This window comes from Megasphaera sp. ASD88, assembly GCF_002287425.1.
GTDB lineage: Bacteria > Bacillota > Negativicutes > Veillonellales > Megasphaeraceae > Megasphaera > Megasphaera stantonii.
The window spans coordinates 1-16,293 of record NZ_NQXW01000015.1 but is presented as its reverse complement, the minus strand read 5'-3'; the positions used below and the strand labels follow the sequence as shown (position 1 = coordinate 16,293).

Genomic DNA, 16,293 nt, shown 5'->3' with positions numbered 1-16,293 from the left:
CCGTGCTTGGCGTTTCCTTTAGACGGAGTGCCTCTATGGTTGCGGCATGAAAGCTGCGGCAGGCAGGGGAAAATCGATTTTGTTGCAGGCGGCCGAAGTATGGTATAATGAAACACACCTCATGCCGCAGGAAGCGGCAGAGCTGGTTGCATTAAAAGAAAAGGAGCATATATGACTACGAAACATCATATGGTTACCCTGTATATATTGGGAAAACGATGCACTGTGCCTGATGATTTAACGATCATGCGGGCCATGGAGTACGCCGGCTTCCGCCTCGTGCGGGGCTGCGGATGCCGCAGCGGGTTCTGCGGAGCCTGCGCCGTCGTGTACCGCATTCAGGGCGAGACGAAGCTGTATTCCGCCCTAGCCTGTCAGACGAAGGTAGAAGAGGGGATGTGCGTTGGACGCCTGGAATCCTTTCCCATCAATAAAAAGGATTACGATATCAACAATCTGCCCCTGGCCGGCAACGTCGTAGGGCAGTTTTACCCGGAAATCTACAACTGCATTCATTGCAACGCCTGTACGAAGAGCTGCCCCCAGGGCATCAACGTCATGAAGTACATCGCCTTGGCCCAGCGCGGCGATTACGAAGGCTGCGCCGAAGAATCCTTCTGCTGCGTCGCCTGCGATATCTGCGCCTCCCGCTGCCCGGTAAAGATCAGCCACAGCGCAGTCAGCCTCATGGTTCGCCGCCTGACGGGCCGGTATATCGCGAAAAAAAGCGCCCACCTGGATAAGCGGGTTCAGGATATTGAGGCTGGGCTGTACGATGAGGAACTGGAACGTTTTATGCATTTGTCCGATAAAGAAATTCACCGGCTGTATGAAGCACGGGACATGGAAAGGTAGGCGGCACCATGAAATATACAGAAGAAATGCTGGCGTCGCAGGCCTGCGTAGACGCTACGCGGAACGAGCGCCTGTATGCGGAGCTGCGCCGGTATACGGCTCAGGAAAAGCAGGAGCTGCTGCGGAATTATCATCCCGATTACAGCCATAAGGATTTTTCTATTTTGATGGTCGGCCCCAATACAGGCGATAAGGTGCCCAGCGAGCTGGCGGCGGTTCTGGAGGGAAAGAGCCGCCTTCTCGGCGCGGACTTTGACTTGAGCCATATCGAGCACGATACGGACGTCCTCATCATCGGAGGCGGGGGCGCCGGGGCCGCGGCGGCTATTGAAGCGCGCCAGCACGGCGCGTCCGTCCTGCTGGCGACGAAGCTGCGTCTCGGCGACGCCAACACGGGCATGGCTGAAGGCGGCATTCAGGCGGCCGATAAGGAAAACGATTCGCCGGCTATCCACTATTTAGACGCTCTGGGCGGCGGGCATTTCAAAAATGTGCCGGAACTGCTGAAATGCCTCGTCATGCAGGGGCCTGCGGCGATCCAATGGCTAGGCGGCCTGGGCGTCATGTTTGATAAATACGACGACGGCACGATGGTCACGACTCACGGCGGCGGCACGTCGCGCAAGCGGATGCATGCCTGCGGCGACTATACGGGAGCCGAAATCATGCGGGTCCTCCGCGACGAGGTGCGCGACGAAGGCGTAGAAGTTCTGGAATATTCGCCGGCTGTAGAGCTCATCTTAGATGAAGAAGGCAAAGCGGCCGGAGCCGTATTGTATGATTTCGATACGCAGGAATACCATGTCGTCCGGGCGAAAAGCGTCATCATCGCCACGGGCGGCGCCGGGCGGCTGCACTATCAGGGATTTCCTACGTCCAATCACTACGGCTCGACGGCAGACGGGCTGGTGCTGGCCTATCGGGCCGGCGTGCCTCTGGTATACGCCGACGCGATACAGTATCATCCGACGGGAGCCGCTTATCCGCCGCAGATTTACGGCGCCCTGGTGACGGAAAAGGTCCGTTCCCTCGGCGCGATGCTGGTCAACAAGGACGGCGAAGCCTTCCTGCATCCGCTGGAGACGCGCGACGTCGTAGCGGCGTCGATTATCCGCGAATGCCTGGCCCGCCATAAAGGCGTCCATGCCCTTCACGGGCCTGCGCTGTGGCTCGATACGCCAATGGTAGATATGATTCACGGCGAAGGGACGATGGAGCGGCGGCTGCCGGCGATGATTCATATGTACGAGCGGTTCGGCATCGATATCCGCAAGCAGCCTATTTTAGTATATCCTACCCTTCATTATCAAAACGGCGGCATCTGCATCGACGAGCGCAGCGCGACGAAGATTCCCGGCCTGTATGCAGCAGGGGAAGACGTCGGCGGCATTCACGGGACGAACCGGCTGATGGGCAACAGCCTCCTCGACATCATCGTCTTCGGGCGCATTGCCGGCAGGGAAGCGGCGGCCTACAGCCGGACGGCGTCTCTGGGGGCGCTGACGGTAGCGCACGTGCAGCGCTTTGAAGAAGAGCGGGAGGCGGCCCACGTGAAAAACGGGACGCCGTCGCCGAAGCTGCTGCCGAACTATACCCATAACCGCGGTACGAGAGGATGACGGCGATGAGAGAAAGGAGCATGTCATGAGCTGGCAGATTGAACGGAAATTAGCCGAGCGCCTGGCTGACGAGACGGGATATTACAAGTATCCCTTCGGCACGCGGCGGGCTATGGCCCTTTGCTACCCCAACACGTATGAAGTCGCCATGAGCAACCTGGGAATGCAGATCATTTATCGCGAAGTGAACGAACGGGCCGACTGGCTGTGCGAACGGGCCTTCCTTCCCGATAAAGAATTGGCCGCCTTGTACGCCAAAGAGCGATCTCCTTTGCTGACCCTGGAAAACGGCCGGCCTCTCTGTGATTTTGAAATCATCGGCTTATCCGTCAGCTTTGAAATGGATTATTTTAATATTCCAGTTATACTGGAGCAGGGCCGCGTGCCCGTGCTGGCTGCGGATCGGGAGGAAATGGACCCTCTCGTCGTCATGGGCGGCCCCGTAGCGTTTTTTAATCCCGAACCCTTGTCTCCTTTTGTCGACGTCTGTCTGATCGGAGAAGGCGAAGGGCTGATCCATTCTTTTTTAGACGCCTACACGGCGGGCCGCGAGGCTGGGGAAAGCCGGCAGGCGCTGCTGCGGCGGCTGGCGAAGGTGCCCGGCGTATACGTGCCGTCCCTGTATCGTCACGAATACGACGGGGACGGCCGTTTGCGGGCCATCGTCCCGGAAGACGGCGCGCCGGCGTCGGTACGGCGGCAGTGGCGGGAGCTTACCGGGCCGGGAGAAACGGTCGTGGCGACGCCCCATACGGAATTCGGAGCGATGTACCTCATTGAAATCGCCCGCGGCTGCGGCCGGCACTGCCGGTTCTGCATGGCCGGCTACTGCTACCGGCGGCCCCGCGTACGGCCTTTGGAGTACGTGAAGGAAGCCGTGCTGAGGGGCAAGCGTCTGGGCAAGAAAATCGGCCTCATGGGCGCAGCCATATCGGACTATCCCTATATCGACGAGCTCGTCGAATTTATCCGCAGCCAGGGGCTGGCGTTTTCCTGCGCCTCCCTGCGGGCCGATTCGATTACGCCGGCCATCGTTAAGGGGCTGGCCGAAAGCGGCCAAAAGACGATTACCCTGGCGCCGGAAGCGGGCAGCACCCACATGCGCGACATCATCAATAAAGGGATTACGGAAGAGCACCTGCTCCATTCCATCGACTTGGCGACGGCTGCCGGCATCCGCCACGTCCGCATGTACATCATGATCGGCCTTCCAATGGAAACAGACGAGGATATCGAAGGCATCGTGACGATGACCAGGCGCGTGCAGGCTCATATGGCTTCTATCGGCAATAAGGGAAAGATTACTCTGAGCATCAATCCCTTTATTCCTAAGCCATGTACGCCCTTCCAGTGGATGGCCATGACTGACCAGAAGACCGTCGAAAAACGGCTGGCTTATATAAAGAAGACCTTGGACAAGGATAAGCAAATCGAAATATTGGCCGAGCCGCTGCGGCAATGCTATATTCAGGGCGTGCTGGCCCGCGGCGACCGGAGAGTCGGCCAATTGCTGGCCCTGGCCCATCAATACGGCGGCGTAAAGGGCTGGAAGCGGGCCGTGAAAGAGCTCCGCTTCGATGTACAGGATTTCCTGTATACGGAGCGGCCTGTAGACGCCGTATTGCCGTGGAGCGTGCTGGATATGGGTTTAGATGCGAACTACCTGGTGAGAGAGCTGGAGCTGGCTCGCAAGGGCGCGTTTACCATACCGTGCTTCGACGGCTGCCGGCGGTGTCACGTATGCGGAGGCGGCGATGGCGACGGAATGGATTAGCCGCGATGGCCTCGGTTGGGAACAGAGCCGTCTGCTGCGGCAGGCCGGCCTGCGTCACGGCGCGACGGGCCGCTGCGGCGGCGTGAGCCAGGGGGCCTATGAATCGCTGAACCTGTCGTTTCAGACTGGGGACGCCGCGCTGCATGTGCTGGAAAACCGCCGCCGCTTGTGTCAGGCCGTCGGCATGGATTTGACGAAGCTGACGACGTGCAGCCAGACCGGCGAAGGCCACATCGTCGCTGTCGGCCCTGCCGAAGCCGGCTGCGGCGCCGGCAGCGTCCATACGGAGCTGGCTCATACAGACGCCTTGATGACAAACTGCGCCGGCCTGCCCCTGGCCGTTTTTACTGCAGACAGCGCTCCTGTCATCCTGTTCGATCCGGCCCATCATGCCTGCGCTGTCGGACGGGCCGGCCTGCGGGAAACGACGACGAGGCTGCCTGCGAAAATGGTCCTGGCCATGGAGCTGGTATACGGTTCTATTCCCGCCGACCTGTACGCCTACGTCGGCCCCTGCGCCAGCGCGGACCATGTCGAAATCAGCGAAGGCTTCGCCCAGGCCGTAGAACGCATGGGGCCTGCCTATGCCTGCTGCATCGGCCGCGGAGCCCGGCGGACGATCGATTTGAAGCAGACCGCGCGGCAGCTGCTGACAGATGCGGGACTTTTGCCGGGCCATATAGATATTTCTCCTTCGTGCGTATACGAGGAGGAGGAACGATTTTTTTCCTACCGGCGGGACTTCGGCTGTACGGGCCGCATGGCGGCCTTCGCCGTTCTGTAAGGGAAGCGGGGACGGCTGACGAAGACGAATGGACGGAGTGAGAATTTTTTATAAAAATTACTAGCATTTGCAGCGTTAAATATATATAATAGAAACAGTGTAATGTTTTATGAAGTAAGTCATGTACCCTACTGAAACTATGGGCGCTACGGAGGGATTACGCTTGATTAAGGATAATATTGAGGCCGTACGGCAGCGGATTTCCGCAGCAGCCGCCCGCGTCGGGAGAACCGATGCGATTACGCTGGTCGCCGTGACGAAGAACCACCCGGTCGAATTCATGAAAGAAGCGGCCGCAGCCGGTATTACCGACGTAGGTGAAAACCGTGTGCAGGAAGCTCTGCAGAAACAGAAGGAATTTCCCGATAATGGATTGACGTGGCATCTGATCGGTCACTTGCAGACCAATAAGGCCAAGCACGCTGTCGAACACTTTGATTTGATTCATTCCGTCGACTCGGAGCATTTGCTGCGGGCTGTCGACAAGGAAGCCGGAAAGATCGGCAAGGTTCAGGATATTTTGCTGCAGGTCAACGTGGCCCGGGAAGAAACGAAGTTCGGCATGGAAGTGGAAGAGTTTCCCGCCCTGTGCCGATTGGCCGGCGAGCTCCCTAACGTCCGCGTGCGGGGGCTGATGTGCATCGCGCCGAATTTTGAGCAGGTAGAGGACGTCCGTCCTATCTTCCGTATCGCTCGTGCGCTGTACGACGACATGAAGCTCAAATTCCCTGAAGGCCAGGTTCAGTATCTGTCTATGGGCATGACCCATGATTTTGAAATAGCAATTGAAGAAGGCGCGAACGTAGTCCGCGTAGGCACGGCTATCTTCGGCGCGCGTAATTACTAAGGAGGATATGACATGGGATTGAAAGATGTTTGGAATAAGGTTACGAATTCTATTAGCGGAGTAAACGACGAAGACGATTTCGAAACGGATGAATTCGAAGACGAAGAAGACGTTGTGGAAGAACGGCAGAACCGCCGCTCTGTCGCTGCGCCCCATCGTCCTGCCTTAGGATACGGCGCACAGCCGGCGCAGCCCCTGAAAATGATGATCGTCGAACCGGAAACCTTTGACGATTCGCAGAGCATCGCCGATTTCCTGCGGGAACGCAAGCCCGTGGTCATCAACTTCGAATCGACGGCTCCCGACGTGTCGAAGCGCGTCGTAGACTTCATCAGCGGCGCGACGTACGCTCTCGACGGCAACATCCAGAAGGTCGGCAAGGATATTTTCCTGTGCGTCCCGAGCAATGTGACCGTCGACAGAAGCAAGCACGACTACGGCGATTTCAGCGCGGCGCAGCTGGCCTGGAATAACGGCGATGACACGCCGCAGAAGTAAGACATAACGAGGGATTTTTGTGAAAAACAGAGATAGAATTATTCGGTATTACCAAGGCACGGATAACGGGGAACTGGCGGCCCGGCTGATCGATTTGGCCGACAGCGCCGCCAAGGGCCGTCCCTATGCCGTCAGCGAATTCGTTTCGCCCGGCGCGGTGCAGATCGGCGAAACGATTCAGGCTCATGCGCCGGCGCTGGTACTGCGTACCTTCGGCGGCTATCAAGGGGCGGAACGGGTAAAGCTGGCCTTTGTCAGCGCCGATTACGACGGCCCGGTGGATTTTAACCTGACGGCCTGCCGCGTCAAATGGGATTCCCGCTACCGCCTTCTCAGCCATCGCGACGTGCTGGGCTCCCTTATGGGACTGGGCATTGGCCGCGAACGCTTCGGCGACATCATCATGCAGGACGACGGCGCGGTCATTCTGGCCGATACGGCGCTGCTGCAGTATTTGAAGCAGAACTTCACCAAGGTGGCCATGGTGTCTGTAACGGTCGAAGAAATGCCGCTGAGCGATATTGCGCCGCGGCAGGAAAAGGTAAAGGAAATCAAGACGACTGTAGCGTCCCTGCGGCTGGATGCCGTCGCGTCGTCGGGATTCGGCATTTCCCGTACGAAGGCGGCTGAAGCGATTAAGGGCGACCGCGTGCAGGTAAACTGGCAGCCGGCAAAGGGGCCGTCTCAGGACGTGCAGGAAGGCGACGTCATCTCCCTGCGCGGTAAGGGCCGTATGGAACTGGCGCAGATTACGGGGACGTCCCGCAAGGGGCGCATCGGCGTGCTGCTGAAGCGCTATATGTAAGGCGTATTGGGTTGTAGTAGATCTGATTCAAGGAGGAATTTCGTCATGCTGACACCAATGGATATTCATAATAAAGAATTCAAACGGGGATTCCGCGGATATAGTGAAGAAGATGTAGACGCTTTTATGGAAAGCATTGCCGCCGACTATGAAAAGGTCTATCGCGAATATTGCGAGCTGAAAGAACGGTGTGACAAGCTGCAGGACAAGCTGACGCAGTATGAAAAGATGGAATCGACGATGAACAGCACTCTGATGCTCGCCCAGCAGACGGCGGAAAACGTCAAAGTTACGGCCCGCAAGGAAGCAGAACTCATCCTGCAGGAAGCGTCGAATAAGAAAAAGCAGATGCTGAACGAAACGACGATGAGCCTGCAGTCTTCGCAGCAGGAATTAGACAAGGTAGTCGCCCAGACCCGGGCGTTCCGTGAAAAGTGCCGGGCTATTTTGACCAGCCAGCTGCGGCTGCTGGACGATATGGCCTTAGACAGCAAAAAAGATGACGACGCAGCGGTTAAGCCGGTGGAAGAACCGCCTGCGGAAGACGCAAAAGCAGAAGAATAATAGGAACAAATATGCTCTCTTTCAGGTATGACGACGCAGTTAGACCCGGCAGGGAGTATATTTATTTTATGGAGGTATGGAAGAATGAAGCGAATTGCCTTGCTGTTCATAGCCGCCGCCGTGCTGCTGACCGGCGGCGCGGGAGCCTATAATCCCTACGCGCCCAATCCCTTTGACGCGATGGAACGAAACTCCTGGGAATATCAGTACGTATATGATTTGACGAAGGACGGCCTGACCGATGCCGACCTGTCGAAATTTTCGCCGTCCTATCCCCTGACCCGGTTTGAAATGGTGCCCATGGTAGAAGCGGCCCTGCGCAACCGGAATCAGGCGACGGAAGAACAGCAGAAGAAAATAGACCGGCTGGCCGAGGCCTTTGCCGATGATTTGGCTCTGGCCGGCGTATATCCGTCCCAGCTGGCGCCGTCGACGGGCGGACAGCCCTTCGAGTGGAAGAAAGGAGACGTACAATGAATACGCCGAAATCAGAGATACGAATGATTGCCCTCGATTTGGACGGCACGCTGCTGCGCAGCGATTCTTCCGTATCGCCGCGGACTCTCAGCGCGATTCAGGAAGCTTGCTCGCGCGGCGTCGTCGTGGCCATCGCCACGGGCCGCATGTATGCGACGGCCAGTCCCTACGGCAAGCTGCTGGGCCTGGGAGATATTCCGATGGTGCTCTATGCCGGCGGGCTGATCCAGACGGTCGAATCGAAACGGAAGCTGTTTGAACAGGCCATTGACGTGCAGGACGCGGCGGAACTGCTGGCCCTGACAAAACGGATGGGCTGGCAGATGCAGACCTACATCGACGACGTGCTGCGCGTAGCCGAATATGACGAATGGATTCAGGACTACGAGCGCATTACCCATTGCCGGTCCGTCGTCTGCGGCGACAATTTTTATACGCCCCAGGGAGCGCCCAATAAGCTGCTGAGCCGCGGCGAGCACGAAGAGCTGGTACGGCGCAGGGATATCATCGAAGAGGCCATGCCGGGCCGGTTTACTATTTTGTTCTCCGACCCGACGTTTTTGGAAATCATGCCGAAGGGCGTGAATAAGGGCATCGGCCTGCATCGCCTGGGCGAGCTGTTCCAGGTGCCTGTCGAACAGATTATGGCCGTCGGCGATTCGCCGAACGACGTCGATATGCTGAAAGAGGCGGGCTTTGCCGTCGCCATGGACAACGCCTCGCCGGCCGTAAAGGACGTCGTGGACTACGTCACGGCCGGCAACGACGATGACGGCGTCGCCAAGGTGATTGAGAAGTTCGTTTTGTAGACAAGGAGGCTCTTATGGACCAATTCCATCTGATCATCGTAACCGGCATGTCTGGCGCCGGAAAAAGCCAGGCCGTACAGGCATTGGAAGATATGGGCTATTTCTGCATTGATAATATTCCTCCCGTCCTCATTCCCAAGTTTGCCGAACTATGCATGAAGGGCGGCGAACGAGTCCGTCACGTGGCCCTCATCGCCGATATACGGGGCGGAGAGTTTTTCGACGCCATGAGCCAGTCGCTGAAAGAATTGAAAGCTCAGGGCGTTTCGTATGAAATCGTATTTATCGAAGCATCGGACCAGACCCTCGTACGCCGCTACAAGGAAACGCGCCGCCTGCACCCGCTGGCGCCGCACAGCCGGCTGAGCCAGGGGATTGCAGAAGAACGGAAGCGTCTGGAATCGCTGCGGAAGCACGCTGATTTCATCATCGATACGACGAATTTGAAGCCGAAGCAGCTTAAAGAACTGCTGGTGAAGAAATACGCCATCAGCGAGGGACGGAAGGGCATGAACGTTACGGTCGTATCCTTCGGATTTAAGCACGGCATGCCCATCGATGCCGACATTGTCGAAGACGTCCGTTTTTTGCCTAATCCCTTTTACATCGAAGAATATCGGAATAAATCAGGCCGCGTTCCTGCCGTTCGCGAGTACGTAGAAAGCTTTCCCATATCGGCGACCTTCAAGGAAAAATGGTTTGACATGATCGATTTCCTGCTGCCCAACTACGAACGGGAGGGAAAGAGCCAGCTGGTCATCGCCGTCGGCTGCACCGGCGGCATGCACCGCAGCGTCTGCATGGCCGAGGCCTTGTACAAGCACTTGAAAGAAACGGGCGTAGACGTATCCATCGAGCATCGGGATCTGTATAAAAACGACGTAGAAGAAGACGCGCCGGGCTACGAAGGAATGTAATGGAGGTGTCGGAGTATGCGCTTTTTTAAATGGCTGCATCCGGGACTGCATATCAAGCGATGGCTGTTTCTTTTCGGCTTGGGAATGATGGCGACCAGCTTCGGCCTGGTCCTGACCTTTAACTACCAATGGCTGGGGCAGGTTGAAGAGTGGATGTTCCGCCTGCTGTACGAAATGACCGGCCATTACAACTATACGGTGCTGGCGACGATCGGCATCCTCGTCATCGTGTCGGGCCTTTTCCTCATGGGATGGGCGACGCGCCGGCTCATCCGGACGATGCTGGGCGTCGTCATGCCCAATGAGTCGGAAAACATCAGCGATTTAATCTTGGCTAATCTGCAGCTGGCCAAGGGGCCGAAGGTCGTCGTCATCGGCGGCGGCACGGGGCTGTCGGTCATGCTGCGAGGGCTGAAGACCAAGACGTATAATCTGACGGCCGTCGTTACTGTAGCCGACGACGGCGGCTCTACGGGCCGCATACGGCAGGATTTGGATATCATCGCTCCCGGCGATTTGCGGAACTGCCTGGTCGCCCTGGCCGATAAGGAAGGGCTGATGGAAAAGCTCTTTGCCCATCGCTTCGGCGGCTCCGGCAATTTGACGGGTCACAGCTTCGGTAATTTATTTATCGCCGCCTTGATCGAAGTTCTCGGCGACGTAGAGGAGGCTATGGACGCGACGAGCAAGGTTTTGAAGGTCCGCGGCAAGGTCATTCCTGCGTCGGCGGAAAAAATACAGCTGAACGCGGAGATGACCGACGGCCGGGTCATTTGCGGCGAATCGCAGATTCCCCACGCCCACGGCAAAATCAAACGGGTGTTTACGACGCCTGAACAGCCTAAGGCGATTCAGTCTGCCATCGAGGCGATTCAGGAAGCCGACGTCATCGTGCTGGGGCCGGGAAGCCTGTATACCAGCATTATGCCGAATCTGTGCGTGCCCGATATAGCGGCGGCCGTGCGGGACAGCAAAGCCAAGAAGATTTATATCTGCAACGTCATGACCCAGCCCGGGGAAACGGACGGCTACACCGTGTCGGATCACGTCAAGGCCATTAACCAGCATGCCGGCCAGGAAATCGTCGATTTCGTCATCGCCAACAGCGGCGATATTGACACGGCTGTGCTGCAGCGGTATGCCGACGCAGGCTCCCAGCCCGTCGTCATAGACAAGCGGCGCGTCGGAGACTTGGGCGCGACGTTGCTGTCCGCCGATTTGGTAAACGCTGAAAAAGGCGGAACCCACGATCCGAAAAAACTGGCGAATGTTCTCTTCGATTTGATCAACGCCTTGCGGACCGACCTGTCGCCGGAGCTGCTCCACTATTATTTGAAGCGGTATGAGTTGAAGCGCAATTTAAGACGCCGCTAGAGGAGGCATACCCTATGTCCTTTGCTGAACAGGTTAAAAATGAGATTGCTCACTGCAAGCCGGAAAACGCCGCCTGCCGCTATGCCGAATTGGCGGCTCTGCTGTGCATGGGCGGGTCCCTGATGCTTGGCTCCCGCGGGCATGTGGGCATCGAATTCAGCACGTCGAACAACGCCGTAGCCCGAAAGGCCCTGAAGATGTGGATGGAATCCTTTGCCGTTCGTCCGGAAGTGCGCGTGCGCCAGGGCCTTCGGCTGCGCAAGAAAAATTATTATATACTGCGCGTTCCGCCGTCCTTTGCCAGCACGAAAACGCTGCAGCAGCTGTCGCTGTTCCCGAAAGACAAGGAATTTTCAGCTATTGATTTGAAAAATCCAGCCTGCCAGCGGGCCTTTCTGCGGGGCGCTTTCATGGGAGGAGGCTCCGTCAACCAGCCTAAGGGAGATTACCATCTGGAGCTTTTGACAGGAAACGAATCCTTTGCCCAGAAGCTGCTTAAAATTATGTGCCGGTTTCACCTGCCGGCCAAGATGACCGACCGCAAGGGCGATTATCTCGTGTATATAAAAGAGGGAAACGGCGTGTCAGCCTTTTTGCAGCTCATTGGGGCTGACCAGGCCTATATGAAATTTGAAAGCGTCCGTATCGTCAAGGAAATGCGCAACAACGTCAACCGCGTCGTCAACTGCGAAACGGCAAATTTGCAGAAAACCGTCGATGCGGCCATACGCCAGCGCAGAGATATCGAAAAGCTTCAGGCTTCGGGCTTGTACCTGCGCCTGACGCCTAAGCTGCAGGAAGCGGCGGAGCTGCGCATGAGTCATCCCGAAGCGTCCATGAGTGAGCTGGCGACGTTGTCGGGCTTGACGAAATCAGGCCTTGCCCACCGGTTTCGAAAGATTTCCGATATGGCAAAGCAAATTGAGGAATGAGAGATAGGATGAATGTAAAGAAACTATATCGAGCCGTCGCGGCGGGACTGCTGATGGCCGGTGCCTTGTGGGGTTCTGCAGGCGCGGCCGACCCGGCCGATCCGGCGGTGATGGGGAAAGTCGTGCGCTTTCCCATGAAGCATATTGCAATGAAAGACCCCGTCGACACGGGGACGCTGATTTTTTCCGACAGCCCGGAATATCCGGAGCGGCCGGGGATTTTATACGGCGACAAGGTAAGCGGCGATTGCCGGGTCTATTTTTATCACATGAACCAGAGCTGGGAGACGTGCAATGTCGTCGTCATGGCCTATAACCCGGCGGACGAGCCTGTCGACGCCGTCGTCAAAGGATGCCAGTACGCCCGGCCCAGCTCGTCTATTTACAGCGTCGGGAAGACATTGTCGATGATGTATTATGAAGGCGACGAGACGATCCATACGGTGAGCGTCCCGGCCCATGGGTATGCGCTGCTGGGCGAACGGCTGGACCACGTCGTCATTTGGCGGGGTCAGCTCTTTTCCGGCATTGTCGACGTAGAGCTTCCGTCGCCCATGTATGTGTCGACAATCATGGTGCCGTCGGAAGAAGACCCCATTGCGTTCGTGCAGAAGCAGATATACCTGCCCAGCGATTCCGTTAAGCTGCGCGGTACGTTTACTGGCAAGGATCGGGAGTGGGATGCCTTGTTTTCCTACGCCCCGAAAGACGGTCCGGCCTATATCAAGGTCGGCGGCGAAGACGACCGGTATTTAGTGGGGCGGGACGTCATGGACAACCGCCTGTCTGTCAACGTGGGAAATTACGGCGTTGAATATCGTATCGGACTGCGCACGAAGGGGAAGGGAGACCTGCATTTGTACTTTAATCCCCAGGGCGGTGAATATGCCGGCGTAATGGAAGTCACGTATAATCAGGGAAAAAAGGACGAGGTACGGAAAATCGTCGAGCTTCCTCCCCATGCCCTCAGCATTGGCAAGGAGGACGTGTACAGCATGCAGTACGTCGATACCTTTAAGGCCGGAACGGATATGAACATTCGGTTTATGCCGCCGGGGGCGGCAAACTTGCCGGTGCGCTTCATCATAGTTCCTGATGAGGATTTGCGGTCTATTGCCGGAGAAGCAAAAACAGATGCATAGCAATGCGGTGCAGATAACAAAAAAAACTCCCGAAAGGGAGTTTTTTGTTGCCTTGCGGCCGTTTCTATTAAAGCGCAGGTTCTGTGCCGAACCATTTTTTGTATAATTTGGCGTACGTGCCGTCGGCTTTCAATTCCTTCAATGCGTTGTTTACCTTTTCACGCAATTCGGGTTTTTCTTTGCTGACGGCCATGGCGACGTTGCGGTCCTTGATCAAATCGCCGACGAGCTTCAGGCTCTTGTCGCCGCCCTGTTTTAAGTAATACATGGCGACAGCGCTGTCGATCGATACGGCGTCGCACGTGCCGGCTTCCAGTTCCATCCAGCCCTGGCTGTTCGTGTCGAATTCTTTGACCGTTGCGCCGTGTTCCTTGGCGTAGAAGGCCGCCCGAGAGCCGACCTGGGCGCCGACGGTCTTGCCGGCCAAGCTTTCGTAGCCCGTAATATCCGTGTTGTCCTTGCGGACGACGACGGTATAGCCGCCGCTGAAGTATACGTCGGTAAAATCAACTTGCTTCTTCCGTTCCTCCGTTGCGTCCATGCCGGCGGCGATGAGGTCGATCTGGCCGCTCTTCAAGGCCGGGATCAAGGCGTCGAAGCCGAGATTTTTGACTTCCATCTTGTAGCCGATTTTATCGCTGATAGCCTGGAGGAGGTCGATGTCGAAGCCTACGTCCTTGCCGTCTTCGGTAAATTCAAAAGGCGGGAAGGTCGGTTCCGTGCCGACGATGAGCACTTTTTCTTGGCTGGCGGCGCCTTTATTGTCCGCCGAATCGCTGCCGCAGCCGGTGAAGAGAGACACCGCGGCGACAGAGGCGGCGAGTATGGAAAGATATTTTTTGTTCATGTTGAACACCCCTTACAAAGTAAAATTACGCAAGTTCGCTTAAATCCTGCATGATTTGAACGTGAGGCAGACTGGCAAAGGCGGAAGCGCCGGTCGTGCCCGTCGTCACGGCGGCGAAATCGACGCCGGCGCGAAGGGCCGTTTCGGCGTCGATAAGGCTGTCACCGACGTATAAGATGTCGGACGGCGCGAGATTGAAGCGCCGCTGAATCTGCTGAATCCCTTCGGGAGACGGCTTGGCCTCGCTGACATCTTCCATGCCGATGACGCAGTCGACGAGCGATTCCAGATGTTCCTTTTCAATGGTCTGATTGATGCGCGACCGGGTCTTGGACGACACGATGCAGCAGCGCGCCCCCTTGGCCTTCAAGCGGCGCAGCATAGGCACTGTCTGCGGGTACAAATGCGTATTATCTACCATGTAATAGTCGGAATAGCGGACTTTATACAGGTAGATGAGCTCTTCGATTCGCTCCGGATTCGTTTCGCCCGTCAGCCGGGCCATGGCGTCGTACATCGTCATGCCGATAGTCCGGCAAATGTCTTCGCGCGGAACGGGGCCGTACCCCTCGTCGGCAAACAGCATTTCAAAGCACATGACGATGCCCTGCTCCGAATTTGCCAGCGTATAATCAAAATCAAAAATATACGTCGTGTACATAGAAATTATTTATCTGCAGGCGGTTCTACGCCAAACCATTTTTTATAAATTTGAGCATAGGTGCCGTCGGCCTTGATATCGGCAAGGGCCTTGTTGACCTTTTCAAGCTGTTCCGGCTTTTCTTTGCTGATGGCCATCGCCAGGCCGTCGTTGAGAACTTCCGATTCGCCGACGACTTTCAAGTCCTTGTCGCCGCCTTGTTTTAGGTAGAACAACGCGACGGAGGTATTGATGACGACGGCGTCGCAGGTGCCGCTGTTCAATTCCATCCAGCCCTGGCTGTTGGCGTCGTACTGCTTAACCGTTGCCGCGCCGTGTTCCTGGGCAATATCGACGGGCTTCGTGCCGACCTGAGCACCGACGACCTTGCCTTTCAAGTCGTCGAAGCCGTTGATCGTCGTGTTGTCTTTGCGGACGACGACGGAATAGCCGTCAAAGAAATAGGGCGTAGTGAAGGCGACCTGTTTGGCCCGTTCGGGTGTCGCGTCCATGCCGGAAGCGATCATGTCGATTTGGCCGCTCTTCAGGGCCGGGATCAAGGCGTCGAAGCCCATGCTCTTGACTTCCATCTTTACGCCCATCTTATCGCAGAGGGCCTGAGCTAAATCCAGATCGAAGCCGACGTATTTGTCGTTTTCCGTAAATTCAAAAGGCGGGAAGGTCGGTTCCATGCCGACGATAAACGTGGCGTTTTCCTTCGCGGCGCCGGCGTTGTCCGACGAACCGCAGCCGGCGATACATGCCGTAGCCGTCAATGCCGCGGCAGCCAACATAAGCTGTTTCTTCATCATGTTACCATCTCCTATTGATGCGACTGTATGTCTATATCATATATTGCTTTTATAAATTATACTATATAATGCATGAATTTACCAGAATGAAGAAGAAAAGTTGTGAAATTAAGTTGCGCGCTGCATAATACCCTTTATATATCCGAAAGTTAATGCAATGGCTGCGGAACGAAACGGGGGACGGTACGGGTGATGCATATCTCTTTGTAAATTTCTCTTGACAAAGTAAAGAGATAAAGCTTATAATATAAAAGCCGTTGAGGCAAGCCAGAAATTACAAAACGTAATTGTTTGGGAATTGTCAAAAGAACTTCAAAAAAAAAGTACTTGACAAGCCCGGGCGAGTCTGGTAAGATATACAAGTCGTCGCGAGACGGCATGGCCTTTGAAAACTGAACAGTGTGATACGAAACAATACGCCAGAGTGCGAGGTCTTAGCAATAAGATTTCAAAACAGGTAATACCAATAATAAGTAAGAACGAGCAATCAGCTTTTCACATATCATGGAGAGTTTGATCCTGGCTCAGGACGAACGCTGGCGGCGTGCTTAACACATGCAAGTCGAACGGGAGGACATGGGAAGCTTGCTTCCTATG

Annotated in this window: 18 protein-coding genes and 1 rRNA gene; 16 read left to right on the top strand and 3 right to left on the bottom strand. The window is 56.2% G+C overall.

What is annotated here, in order from left to right; all coding sequences use genetic code 11:
* Positions 1-46 precede the first annotated feature (46 nt).
* From CJ260_RS13330 to CJ260_RS08375, 15 genes are all read left to right on the top strand, one after another.
* Complete coding sequence (locus CJ260_RS13330; protein WP_255378483.1) at positions 47-175, top strand: hypothetical protein; 129 nt, start codon at positions 47-49, stop codon at positions 173-175.
* Complete coding sequence (locus CJ260_RS08440; RefSeq protein ID WP_233127932.1) at positions 172-855, top strand: 2Fe-2S iron-sulfur cluster-binding protein; 684 nt, start codon at positions 172-174, stop codon at positions 853-855. The genes CJ260_RS13330 and CJ260_RS08440 overlap by 4 nt, the downstream gene beginning before the upstream one ends.
* Before the next feature lie 8 nt (positions 856-863).
* Entirely contained in the window at positions 864-2,474 is a 1,611-nt protein-coding gene (locus CJ260_RS08435; protein ID WP_095629882.1) for an FAD-binding protein, read from the top strand.
* A gap of 25 nt (positions 2,475-2,499) precedes the next feature.
* Positions 2,500-4,248, top strand: a complete 1,749-nt coding sequence (locus CJ260_RS08430; RefSeq protein WP_095629881.1) for a radical SAM protein — start codon at positions 2,500-2,502, stop codon at positions 4,246-4,248.
* Positions 4,229-5,032 carry a polyphenol oxidase family protein gene (locus tag CJ260_RS08425; protein ID WP_095629880.1) on the top strand — a complete coding sequence of 268 codons (804 nt, stop codon included), beginning with the start codon at positions 4,229-4,231 and terminating at the stop codon, positions 5,030-5,032. Before CJ260_RS08430 ends, CJ260_RS08425 begins: the two co-directional genes overlap by 20 nt.
* A gap of 163 nt (positions 5,033-5,195) precedes the next feature.
* Positions 5,196-5,879, top strand: coding sequence for a YggS family pyridoxal phosphate-dependent enzyme (locus CJ260_RS08420; protein WP_087478236.1), 684 nt, complete (start codon positions 5,196-5,198; stop codon positions 5,877-5,879).
* Positions 5,880-5,891: 12 nt separating this feature from the next.
* The gene (locus tag CJ260_RS08415) at positions 5,892-6,377 is read left to right on the top strand and encodes a cell division protein SepF (protein WP_095629879.1); all 486 of its coding nucleotides are present in this window, start codon (positions 5,892-5,894) and stop codon (positions 6,375-6,377) included.
* A 19-nt stretch (positions 6,378-6,396) separates the two neighbouring features.
* Positions 6,397-7,182, top strand: a complete 786-nt coding sequence (locus CJ260_RS08410) for an RNA-binding protein (RefSeq protein ID WP_087478238.1) — start codon at positions 6,397-6,399, stop codon at positions 7,180-7,182.
* Between the two features lie 45 nt (positions 7,183-7,227).
* Entirely contained in the window at positions 7,228-7,746 is a 519-nt protein-coding gene (locus tag CJ260_RS08405; protein WP_198947432.1) for a DivIVA domain-containing protein, read from the top strand.
* A gap of 84 nt (positions 7,747-7,830) precedes the next feature.
* A complete protein-coding gene (locus CJ260_RS08400; RefSeq protein WP_095629878.1) occupies positions 7,831-8,223 on the top strand; it encodes a hypothetical protein in 393 nt (130 codons plus the stop codon).
* Positions 8,220-9,032 (top strand): Cof-type HAD-IIB family hydrolase, encoded by an 813-nt coding sequence (locus CJ260_RS08395; RefSeq protein ID WP_095629877.1) that lies wholly within the window; start codon positions 8,220-8,222, stop codon positions 9,030-9,032. Before CJ260_RS08400 ends, CJ260_RS08395 begins: the two co-directional genes overlap by 4 nt.
* A gap of 14 nt (positions 9,033-9,046) precedes the next feature.
* Positions 9,047-9,949 (top strand): RNase adapter RapZ, encoded by a 903-nt coding sequence (rapZ, locus tag CJ260_RS08390; RefSeq protein WP_087478242.1) that lies wholly within the window; start codon positions 9,047-9,049, stop codon positions 9,947-9,949.
* A gap of 15 nt (positions 9,950-9,964) precedes the next feature.
* The gene (yvcK, locus tag CJ260_RS08385; protein WP_095629876.1) at positions 9,965-11,323 is read left to right on the top strand and encodes a YvcK family protein; all 1,359 of its coding nucleotides are present in this window, start codon (positions 9,965-9,967) and stop codon (positions 11,321-11,323) included.
* Between the two features lie 14 nt (positions 11,324-11,337).
* Positions 11,338-12,255, top strand: coding sequence for a DNA-binding protein WhiA (whiA, locus tag CJ260_RS08380; RefSeq protein ID WP_087478244.1), 918 nt, complete (start codon positions 11,338-11,340; stop codon positions 12,253-12,255).
* 8 nt (positions 12,256-12,263) lie between these two features.
* A complete protein-coding gene (locus tag CJ260_RS08375; protein ID WP_095629875.1) occupies positions 12,264-13,397 on the top strand; it encodes a hypothetical protein in 1,134 nt (377 codons plus the stop codon).
* A gap of 67 nt (positions 13,398-13,464) precedes the next feature.
* Here the strand turns inward: CJ260_RS08375 and CJ260_RS08370 are convergent, their stop codons facing one another.
* Genes CJ260_RS08370 through CJ260_RS08360 form a run of 3 tightly spaced genes read right to left on the bottom strand, consistent with a single transcriptional unit; the run spans position 13,465 to position 15,696 of the window.
* Complete coding sequence (locus tag CJ260_RS08370) at positions 13,465-14,244, bottom strand: basic amino acid ABC transporter substrate-binding protein (RefSeq protein ID WP_087478246.1); 780 nt, start codon at positions 14,242-14,244, stop codon at positions 13,465-13,467.
* A 25-nt stretch (positions 14,245-14,269) separates the two neighbouring features.
* Positions 14,270-14,905: an HAD family hydrolase gene (locus CJ260_RS08365; RefSeq protein WP_087478247.1), complete on the bottom strand. Its 636-nt coding sequence runs from the start codon at positions 14,903-14,905 to the stop codon at positions 14,270-14,272.
* Positions 14,906-14,910: 5 nt separating this feature from the next.
* On the bottom strand, positions 14,911-15,696 hold the full coding sequence (locus CJ260_RS08360; protein WP_095629874.1) for a basic amino acid ABC transporter substrate-binding protein: 786 nt from the start codon (positions 15,694-15,696) through the stop codon (positions 14,911-14,913).
* Positions 15,697-16,197: 501 nt separating this feature from the next.
* Between CJ260_RS08360 and CJ260_RS08355 the strand changes: the two genes are divergently transcribed.
* A 16S ribosomal RNA gene (locus tag CJ260_RS08355) occupies positions 16,198-16,293 on the top strand; the annotation flags it as partial.

Bases quoted from the DNA above. Each gene is read 5' to 3' on its own strand.
- CJ260_RS13330 (WP_255378483.1), top strand. From the start codon at position 47: ATGAAAGCTGCGGCAGGCAGGGGAAAATCGATTTTGTTGCAGGCGGCC.
- CJ260_RS08440 (WP_233127932.1), top strand. From the start codon at position 172: ATGACTACGAAACATCATATGGTTACCCTGTATATATTGGGAAAACGA.
- CJ260_RS08435 (WP_095629882.1), top strand. From the start codon at position 864: ATGAAATATACAGAAGAAATGCTGGCGTCGCAGGCCTGCGTAGACGCT.
- CJ260_RS08430 (WP_095629881.1), top strand. From the start codon at position 2,500: ATGAGCTGGCAGATTGAACGGAAATTAGCCGAGCGCCTGGCTGACGAG.
- CJ260_RS08425 (WP_095629880.1), top strand. From the start codon at position 4,229: ATGGCGACGGAATGGATTAGCCGCGATGGCCTCGGTTGGGAACAGAGC.
- CJ260_RS08415 (WP_095629879.1), top strand. From the start codon at position 5,892: ATGGGATTGAAAGATGTTTGGAATAAGGTTACGAATTCTATTAGCGGA.
- CJ260_RS08405 (WP_198947432.1), top strand. From the start codon at position 7,228: ATGCTGACACCAATGGATATTCATAATAAAGAATTCAAACGGGGATTC.
- CJ260_RS08400 (WP_095629878.1), top strand. From the start codon at position 7,831: ATGAAGCGAATTGCCTTGCTGTTCATAGCCGCCGCCGTGCTGCTGACC.
- CJ260_RS08395 (WP_095629877.1), top strand. From the start codon at position 8,220: ATGAATACGCCGAAATCAGAGATACGAATGATTGCCCTCGATTTGGAC.
- rapZ (WP_087478242.1), top strand. From the start codon at position 9,047: ATGGACCAATTCCATCTGATCATCGTAACCGGCATGTCTGGCGCCGGA.
- yvcK (WP_095629876.1), top strand. From the start codon at position 9,965: ATGCGCTTTTTTAAATGGCTGCATCCGGGACTGCATATCAAGCGATGG.
- whiA (WP_087478244.1), top strand. From the start codon at position 11,338: ATGTCCTTTGCTGAACAGGTTAAAAATGAGATTGCTCACTGCAAGCCG.
- CJ260_RS08375 (WP_095629875.1), top strand. From the start codon at position 12,264: ATGAATGTAAAGAAACTATATCGAGCCGTCGCGGCGGGACTGCTGATG.
- CJ260_RS08370 (WP_087478246.1), bottom strand. From the start codon at position 14,244: ATGAACAAAAAATATCTTTCCATACTCGCCGCCTCTGTCGCCGCGGTG.
- CJ260_RS08365 (WP_087478247.1), bottom strand. From the start codon at position 14,905: ATGTACACGACGTATATTTTTGATTTTGATTATACGCTGGCAAATTCG.
- CJ260_RS08360 (WP_095629874.1), bottom strand. From the start codon at position 15,696: ATGATGAAGAAACAGCTTATGTTGGCTGCCGCGGCATTGACGGCTACG.